At 32.6% G+C, this 9,145-nt stretch carries 10 protein-coding genes and 1 other RNA gene; all 11 read right to left on the bottom strand.

What is annotated here, in order from left to right; translation table 11 throughout:
- Positions 1-5: 5 nt before the first annotated feature.
- The 11 genes from ssrA to ACNDLV_RS08005 all read right to left on the bottom strand — a co-directional run bounded on the left by ssrA (position 6) and on the right by ACNDLV_RS08005 (position 9,038).
- Positions 6-371: a transfer-messenger RNA gene (gene ssrA, locus ACNDLV_RS08055) on the bottom strand.
- Positions 372-427: 56 nt separating this feature from the next.
- Positions 428-1,615 carry an acetate/propionate family kinase gene (locus ACNDLV_RS08050; protein WP_006587427.1) on the bottom strand — a complete coding sequence of 396 codons (1,188 nt, stop codon included), beginning with the start codon at positions 1,613-1,615 and terminating at the stop codon, positions 428-430.
- Positions 1,616-1,647: 32 nt separating this feature from the next.
- Positions 1,648-2,646 carry a class I SAM-dependent methyltransferase gene (locus ACNDLV_RS08045; RefSeq protein WP_006586954.1) on the bottom strand — a complete coding sequence of 333 codons (999 nt, stop codon included), beginning with the start codon at positions 2,644-2,646 and terminating at the stop codon, positions 1,648-1,650.
- Positions 2,647-2,846: 200 nt separating this feature from the next.
- Positions 2,847-3,338: a competence type IV pilus minor pilin ComGF gene (gene comGF / locus ACNDLV_RS08040; protein WP_006586956.1), complete on the bottom strand. Its 492-nt coding sequence runs from the start codon at positions 3,336-3,338 to the stop codon at positions 2,847-2,849.
- Positions 3,328-3,540: a hypothetical protein gene (locus ACNDLV_RS08035; protein ID WP_006586957.1), complete on the bottom strand. Its 213-nt coding sequence runs from the start codon at positions 3,538-3,540 to the stop codon at positions 3,328-3,330. Before ACNDLV_RS08035 ends, comGF begins: the two co-directional genes overlap by 11 nt.
- A complete protein-coding gene (locus tag ACNDLV_RS08030; RefSeq protein ID WP_006586958.1) occupies positions 3,527-3,958 on the bottom strand; it encodes a type II secretion system protein in 432 nt (143 codons plus the stop codon). Before ACNDLV_RS08030 ends, ACNDLV_RS08035 begins: the two co-directional genes overlap by 14 nt.
- Complete coding sequence (comGC, locus tag ACNDLV_RS08025; protein ID WP_006586959.1) at positions 3,936-4,268, bottom strand: competence type IV pilus major pilin ComGC; 333 nt, start codon at positions 4,266-4,268, stop codon at positions 3,936-3,938. Before comGC ends, ACNDLV_RS08030 begins: the two co-directional genes overlap by 23 nt.
- 7 nt (positions 4,269-4,275) lie before the next feature.
- Positions 4,276-5,277: a type II secretion system F family protein gene (locus ACNDLV_RS08020; RefSeq protein ID WP_006586960.1), complete on the bottom strand. Its 1,002-nt coding sequence runs from the start codon at positions 5,275-5,277 to the stop codon at positions 4,276-4,278.
- On the bottom strand, positions 5,243-6,226 hold the full coding sequence (comGA, locus tag ACNDLV_RS08015) for a competence type IV pilus ATPase ComGA (protein ID WP_006586961.1): 984 nt from the start codon (positions 6,224-6,226) through the stop codon (positions 5,243-5,245). The genes ACNDLV_RS08020 and comGA overlap by 35 nt, the downstream gene beginning before the upstream one ends.
- Positions 6,227-6,325: 99 nt before the next feature.
- A complete protein-coding gene (locus ACNDLV_RS08010; protein WP_006586962.1) occupies positions 6,326-7,939 on the bottom strand; it encodes an APC family permease in 1,614 nt (537 codons plus the stop codon).
- Positions 7,940-8,159: 220 nt separating this feature from the next.
- The gene (locus ACNDLV_RS08005; protein WP_006587430.1) at positions 8,160-9,038 is read right to left on the bottom strand and encodes a metal ABC transporter solute-binding protein, Zn/Mn family; all 879 of its coding nucleotides are present in this window, start codon (positions 9,036-9,038) and stop codon (positions 8,160-8,162) included.
- Positions 9,039-9,145: the final 107 nt, after the last annotated feature.

Below are 9,145 nucleotides of genomic sequence, written 5' to 3'. Positions count from 1 at the left end.
CATATAAGTGGAGATGAGGGGAGTTGAACCCCTGTCCAAACGCATTCCATCACTAACCTCTACGATCATAGAGATATTATTTAAATTTCATTAGGCTCAAACGCCATATATCAGGGCTAGTAGAACCTAACTAACCTGCAAAATCTCTTCTTATTCTCTCAGGTGGCAAAACTAAGCGTAACCTATTAGAGTTGATACCAGTTAGCAATCATAGGTGAATCGCTAAAAGGCAACACATGCTGACTAAGCAGCTAATGCGTAAGAATTATTGTTTTTTGCAGTTATATTTAACTGATAACGTTTTTACGTAGACGTAACCTACGAATCGCAGTCAGAGCAGATCTACGCCTGTCGAATCCCAAAACATCCCCATAAAAAAGGACATAGTAATTATACCGATAAATCACTATATCCTCAAGTGTTTTGCCTAATCTAAGTGCGCTAAACGTACAACATCACGTTCAATCATCAATTCTTCATCTGTTGGCACAATTAATGCAGCAATTTTAGAGCCATCTTTAGAAATAATTTTTTCTCCATTAGTCTTATTTGCTTCAAAGTCCGGATCAAGTCCCATACATTCAAATGGCTTCATAATTCCTTCACAAATATAAGCATCGTGTTCTCCAATTCCCGCTGTAAAGACAAGGGCATCAATACCTCCCATCTCTACAGCATATGAACCTGCATAACGAATAACACGATTAATAAAAATATCTCGAGCTAATTTTGCTCTTTTATCTTTACTATTTTCTAAATCTCTCATATCAGAAGAAATTCCGCTAATACCAAGAAGCCCAGACTTATGATTCAAAATATCAATCATATCATCAATGTCATTAATTCCTTCTTTGTCCATAATAAATTGAATTAATGAAGTATCAACATCCCCAGAACGAGTTCCCATTGTAACGCCTGCAAGTGGAGAAAATCCCATTGAAGTATCAAATGATTTGCCATTTTTAACCGCTGTAATTGAAGCACCAGATCCCAAGTGACAAATAATCATTTTAAGATCGGATAAGTCTCTATGTAAAAGTTCAGCTGTTCTATTAGCAACATATCTTACACTAGTACCATGAGCTCCATATTTACGAGCCTTATACTTTTCATAATATTCAAAAGGTACAGAATAAAGATAATGAACCTCGTCCATTGTTTGGTGGAAAGAAGTATCAAAAACAGCAACTTGGGGAACCCCAGGAAGTAAATTCATGAAAGCTTTTATTCCACGGCCTTCAGCAGGATTGTGTAGTGGTGCATAATCAGTTAAATCAAAAATCTTTTGTAAATTTTTTTCATCGATAATAGCAGAATCAGTAAATTCTTCTCCACCACTAACAATTCTATGGCCGACACCTACAATTTCTGTTAAGTCCTTAACTACATCATATTTTTTTAACCAATCAAGTAAAACCTTTACAGCCGTTTCTTGATCTGGCAATGCAACTTCTTCAGAATACTTTTGACCATTTTCAAGCTTCATTTCAAAAGTTGAACCCTGAATCCCAATTCGATCACCAAGGCCTTCTGCAAGAACATTTTCATCAGGTAAGCCAAATAACTTATACTTAAACGATGAACTACCTGAATTAATTGCTAAAACTTTTTTCATAGAGTGATACTCCTTTAATTTAATTTCACAAACTATCTTTTTTTAGTATACCACTCGTTTAATTTTTGGTTGAAGTCAACTAAAGATTTTTCTTCTCTAAGTGAACCAAGTTTAGCTAACAATACATCCCTGCTTTGCGCACCTTCACCATGATTTTGGAAAACTAATAATGATTTCTGATTTAATGGGTTTTGGAACAAATCATTTGGCAATTGAACCACTGCCTGCAAATATACTTTTTTAGCAAGCCAAGGCATAAATTCTGCCCCTAGCTTTCCACCTAAAAGACTATTAGGTACCAATAAAAAGGCATAGCCCGCTGGAGCTAAATTCTTAATTGTTTGCTCTACTAATAATTCATGTGCTAATGAATGCCCCTCCTTAGCTTGAGTAGCAAAATTCTTAGCATTTTCATCAATTGGATAATAACCAACAGGTAGGTCTGATACTATTACATCTGGCTTTTCAATTAGCCAATTTTCTAGCGCATCTTGGCAATATAAGTCAATTTTATAATTACTTAAATGAGCCCCCACATCTGCCAAATCAAGCATAGATTCATCATTATCTATTCCTGCTAAACGATATTTATTCTGCGAGTGATGGCTTTGAACTAGTTGGTCAATAACAGTGTAGAGTAAACTTCCTGTCCCAATTGCTGGATCAACAACAGCTAATTCAGTTTTCGTAATTAATTTGTCCCAAACCATTGCAACTACCGTTGCCAAAACTGGTGGAGTTGGCATTTGAGAATAATTGCGTCCATCTTCTTTCATTGCTTTTAAAGTTAGCAAAGTAAAGACCATATATTTTTGAGTACTTGGAAGCTTATCATAATTTAATTCTTGATATTTTTTAGATAATAAAGCTACTGTTTCTTTGTCTGGAGCACCCATTTCTACTTTTATTTTGCCATTTTCTAAGTTATCAAAAGTTTCAGTTACTGCACCGGCAAATGGGACATTTAAATTTTTTTGTAAAATTTGAACTACGTCTAAAAATTGTGCAAAAATTGCTTCAATATTTTTCATTTAATCAAACCCCTTTTTCTTCTATAACATTTTAAAAGAAAGAGGCTATTACATGCAAGAAAGCTTACTTACTTTCGAAGTATTTAACCAGAAGCTGGTTATTTTCGACCGTTTTTACAAAAGTAAATTGATAATATTGTAAGAAAAGCAAGACAGCTAGTAGAAAAAGAATTGTACTAATTAATATACTCCCCGTTATTTTACTTTTTATCATTTTTTTCAAGTTCATCATTAATTGGCTTGTTTTTACTAGTAAGATCAAAAAACCACTCACTCTCTCCATTTTTTTGCTCGACAATTCTTACTTTTAATTTTTGATTATCTATATCAAAGCTACTTTGTTTTACATTCATCAGCAAAGGAATATGCCCGCCCTGACTCGCAGTTAACCTGAGCATTGAACTATTGTAATATTCAAGGACATAATTTGTTGTTTTGCTGGCTTCCTCTCGCTTGAATATTACCTTCTTGGAGTTGCTTCCTTTTTGGTCAATTTCAATATAATTGCTACTTTCAATAAAGTTATTTAACTGAACATAGCTCAAAACTAATTCATTACCATAATGTTCAGCTTGTCGATATTGTTTAAACAAAGATAACAAGTTAGTTAACATAATTAGACAAAATAAGGTAATCACTAAGCTAATTATGGCTTCTACTAATAAAAAGCCTTTTATCTTTTTAATTTTCATATTCAATCCCATGAACTTTAATTTTATTTAAATGATATTTCCTTAAAACATAATCAGCATAAGCACGATCACTTCTTATTTGTGAATTAGCTTCAATTTTTCTTGTTTCAATAAGACAAAAAACAAACAAGTTAAGACAAAACAATAAAATAATCAAACTAATTGCTGCCTCAATTAACAGGAACCCTTTAACTTGTTTCATTTATCTTCCCCCATTTTAGCTGAATACGAAGTTCTTTTTTAAATTTCTTTGTACGCAAAGTAATTGTTTTAGGCGCAATATATCCTGTTTGTTCAATATTTGTTTTTGCTAAATTATATATCTTTACACCTTCTGGTAAGGAATATTTTTCAACTTTGCCATCCTGATCTTTAACGATTAATAAGTTATCTGATTCATAATAATCAATTAAATAAAGTTTATTAGTAATACTAGCTCGTCGTAATGCCTGATTAAGAATAACTTTAACTTGCATACTAGCGCTATCAATTAACATTTTTTCTTTAATAACAGAAAAATTGAGCCAGCCAATTGAGAGAATAGCTGTAACAATTGCCAGGGTTATAACTGTTTCAAAAAGTGTAAAGGCCCTAACTCTATTTCTTAACAACTTCACCATTTGAAATTACAAATTTTTCTTGTGCTCTTTTTGCTTGCTTTTCAGAAATATATTTAGCTTGCTCTAATTGATCCCAAGAAGTGATTTTTTTGCCATCTTCTTCAGCAAGAGTCACTTGAGCCTGCAGAGTTGTCTGAAATGCTTCATCTGTCTTAGTTTCTGCATTATTTTTTTGATTGGTTAAATTAGGTACTACTAAAATCATCAAAATTGCAATAATCGCTATTACAATTACCATTTCAATTAAAGTGAAGCCCTTAACGGTCTGTTTTCTTAACTTTTTTACTAATTCCTTAAATTTCTTCATCATGATCCTCCTACATACTCTGCATCAATGCATACATTGGCATCAACATTTTCAAATACATTCCAATTATGCAAATTCCAATAAAAATAAAACAAATAGGTTGGACATTAACAATCAATCGTTCCAAGCCCTGGGTCAAATCGCGAAAAAATCCATTAGCTAAGATTGTACATTTCAAGCCCAATTCTTTCCGTTCAGCACCAGTTTCTATAAATAAAAGCAAATTATCAGGTAAAAAGGCTTCTCCTCGAATAATATCGCCTATACTTTTGCCCGCTTCAAACTGTTTAAGCATTTTTCTTCCTAATTGCTCTTGTAATGATCCATCTTCTTGATTAGTAAATAATTTACAGATTTCTGGAAAACTAAAACCTGCTCCTAGCATCATTCCGAATTCTGAACTTATCATATAAAAAACATATAACTGAGTTATTTTCCCGACAATTGGATATCTCAACAATGCCTTTAATGCCTTATAATCTTGTCTTTTCAATAAAATTACAATTCGAGTTACCCCTGCACTTAGTACTGAAGCAACAACTATCAGAATTGCAAAAACTAAGTTAGCAGTTCCATCTTCTTGTCCTAGCTGACCATTTAAGAAATTTTGCATAAACAACAACATAAAAATCATTAAGACAAACAAAGTTATAGGATAAGACAATTCAGCTTTTAACTTTTTTAACTGTTCTTCTTTTAGTCGATTAATAATAACCAGTTGATTAAGACATTCATTTAAATTTCCTTGCATCATCGCCAAATCCACTTGGCTAGCAATTGTTTTTCCAAAACCCATTTGTCGTAAAATTTGGCTGAAATTAACACCTTGCTCCATTAAATATGTCAACTTACGCAACAATCGTTGTTTTTTTGACCATAAAGCTGGCATGACCTGCAAACTTTCAGCCAGAGATAAGCCATTTTTTAAAGACATGGCCAAATATTCTAAAAATTCTAACTGCTCACGCCCAGTTAGTTTATCCTTCTTGAAAGCTGGTAAAACTATCGCCACTAATTCTTTCCTCCTTTAGTAGTTCAGCCAAATTTTCTCGCCAATTAATAAAATCACCAGTTTTCGATTTATTGATTTCTTTGTGTAGTGTTTCACCACTTGCAATATCTAATAAACAGGCGATTTCTCCATCTATGGTTTGAATTAGACGCTGATAACTCACACAATTTAAGCAATTAGCTAATTCAACTGAATCAATTCCCAACCCTTTTAACCTAGCTATTGTTTGCAAAGTAGACCTTGCATGAACTGTTGCTAAAACTAAATGTCCACTAAGAGCCGCATCAACTGCTAGTCTAGCCGTTACTTTGTCACGAATTTCTCCAATAATTAAAATATCTGGTCGCTGACGCAAAGCCGCTTTTAACAAGCTTTCATAATCAATGCCAGCTTCAAGATTTATTTGGGTTTGCAAAAACTCTGGTTCAAATACTTCAACTGGGTCTTCAATTGTCATAACTACTTTCTGATGGGCTAATTTTTTAGCTAAATAATACATAGTTGAGGTTTTTCCAGAACCGGTTGGTCCACTTGTCAAAATTAATCCTCTTTTTATTGCTGCAGCTGTTAAAAGATCAACTTGTTCTATAAAGAAATAACGATTGTTTTGAATACTATTAATCAGCCTAATAACTAATGATTCTTTCCCAGAAAACTCTCCTAAAACTGAAAAGCGTAAAAAAACCACTTGGCTTTGCTTATTATTTTTAAAAATATAGCTTCCTACCTGAGGACGACGATGTTCTGAAACATCCATTTGTGCAATAAACTTAAAGTAATTAATCACTTCTAATCCAAACTGCAAATTCAACTTTTCACGTCTTATTAATCCTTTACTAGTCCGAAAATTAACTTCATAAAAATCCTGCTTTCCAGTTATGAAAATATCACTTGTATTCATATCTTTAGCGCTCTTTATCAAGTCTTCAGCCCAATGTTTTACTTCCATATTTCTTCCTCCTTTCCAATCATAAATACACAAAATCAGTTTATTTTTTTCTAAAAAAAGACTTGAACTAAATTAGTTCAAGTCAAAATATTATTTATTTTATTTTTCAATTGGTTTTTCGCGGCCAATTAACCAACAAACTAGTAAAGCAATACATGCTTCAATAAAGATGTACAAACCTCGTAGTGCAATCTTAGTACCACCCAAATATACATCTAAAATAATTGAACCTATAATAAGTGCAATCATAATAATCCATTGCTTCTTAGAAAATGCAATACCATATTCAACTTCACGTCTTCTAATTCCCGGTAAAATTGCCCCTAAACCAATCAAAACAACAACAGCAATGATGTTAATGATTAATTCATACCACCAAATATCACTAAATTGTTTTACATCTTGAGGAGCTACCCCTAAAACAGTTGCTACAGCTGTTACTACTAATAAGGCTAACCCAGCCAAATAAGCTAATTTATCGTTTTTAATGTAGACATATTCAGAAGGATATTTTTTAGAATCTTTTCTTACACGCATAAATGAATAGAAAATCCAACATGTTACACCTGGTGAAATAATACCATTTAAGTTCAACAACCAGTTAAAAATATCATTCATATCAGGTAAGAAAACGCCCAAAAGCATAATAAATGCAGAAAGAGAAACAGTTAAAATATAACCATTAATTGGCAATCCATCCTTGGTTGTCTTACGTAAAAATTCAGGCATATACTTATCCCCAGTATCGGAAATAAGCATTCTAGTCATTGCATCTAGTAAAACAGCTAATAAAGCCGCATTATAAAAGACGGAGGTCCAAGCATAAACATATAGCAAGGTGTGTCCTAGACCAAATTGTTGTCCAACTGCTTCAAATACATAGTAAGAACCATTCATCTTCAAATCATTTGGTAAATGATAAGCATCAAAATAGATTCCTAAAGCAAATGAACCAAAGATAGTCAAAAATGCAGTCATTACTGCTAAAGCAATCATAGCTTTAGGAAAATCTGTCTTTGGTTTTTTCATTCTAGTTACATATGGTGCAACTAATTCTGATCCATTAACTGCATAAATCAACATCCCTACTGTAGTCCAATATTTTAAATCGAATTTTGGAATCATCGTCTTCCAAGTAAATGGTTGCGTTGCCATATGACCACCAGACTTTGCCAAACCTACAAAGGCCAAAAAGACAAAGAGCATAGTCATAATAAACATCATTGCTCCACCAATTGTAGACAATACTTCCATTGAGTTAGCAAACTTTCTTTCAATAAAGATAAAAATAATAAACATCAAGAAAGTCAAAAGAGTAAATTGAGCATTAGAAATACTATCTTGAAATTTTTCTGAACCAGTAAAAGCCCAACCTACATCAACAATAATTTCATTTGCGGAATCAACAACATAAGGAATAGAAGCTGCCCAATAAGTCCAAGCAGTGAAGTAGCCTAAGAATTCTCCATCAGTTCCACGAACCCAAGATGATAGACCACCACCACCTTTGTTAAAGATTGACCCTAATTGCCCAACCATTAACGCATATGGAATAACATATAAAAATAACATCAAAACCCAAGATGTCATAACAGTCATACCTTGGTTTTGGAAGTTATACATAATATCATCTAAACCAATAACTGTAACAAACGCCATTAAAGTTAAGGTTGGCCAGGAAATATATTTCTTATCTTTTATTAAATCATCCAATTTTATTACCCCGTAAAAAATATTTAAACTATCTATTTTATCTGCCTGGTAATAGAACAGGCGATTTATTCTTCAAACTCGAATTCATTTTTCATCTCCAAATTTATTGTAACGTTTAATATTTTACTGTTTACTTCTTGTAATTTCTATATCCTAATAAAAATTCCCACAAAAAAAGCCTCATAAATGAGACTTTTTTGTGATTTACAATATTGAAATATTATTTAGATACATCTTTTAACTTTTCATAGTTTTGTGTCATCCATTTAAGATAACTTACCCCATTAGGCATAGTTTCACGCACTTCGATTATTGGAACACCTGCAGCCTTACACTTCTTTACTAAAGCTTTTACTGTTGAACTGCTTGCTTGAGTGTTGTTTACGAAGAAAGCAATTTCTTTGCCACTGATTGCCTTGTTCATCTTTTCAATAATCTTGGCACTTGGATCAGTTTCATTTTCAATTGCTTCTTCAAAATCTTTATCACCAATCTTAAAACCAGCAGCTTCTAAAGCATAATCAAATACTGGTTCACTTACATAAACTGGCTTAGAATTTTTACCATCAACAGTCTTGGCGACGGCCTTAATTTCAGAGATTTGTGCTAAGTAATTTTCAGCATTCTTCTTAAAATAAGAAGCATGCTTGGAATCTAATTTTGATAATTTCTTAACTAAGTAGTTAACATATTCTTCTGGCATATCTAAGTTATACCAAATATGAGGATTATCACTACTCTTTAATTTCATGATATCTTCACCAACTTTTACAGCTGTTTTACCATTAGATTTAGCTAACTTGCTCATCCAATTGTCATACCCCATACCATTGGCAATTACAATATCAGCACTATTAATTGTAGTAGCAGATTTAGTCGTTGGTTCAAAATCGTGTGGATCAATATCGCCATTAGAAATAATAGCTTCACTATTGCCATACTTTCCTACAATATTTTTAGCAATATCGGCATAAACATTAGTTGATGTAACGATTTTAATTCCACTGCTTTTTTCACTTGTCTTTTGTGAACAAGCAGTCACTATAGTTAAACTGGCTAATGCCAAAGCCATGATTGTAAATATTTTTTTGATTTTCATTCTATTCCCTTTCTTATAAATGTAAATCATAGTAGAGTATACTTAATTATCCTCTTTGTCAAGGAAGGTGTATTAAAATGCAAAAATTTGAGACTGTAAAATAGTTT

The organism is Lactobacillus fornicalis (assembly GCF_055362665.1).
Note: the sequence above shows the minus strand (reverse complement) of the source record. Positions and strands in the feature narration are given on the sequence as shown.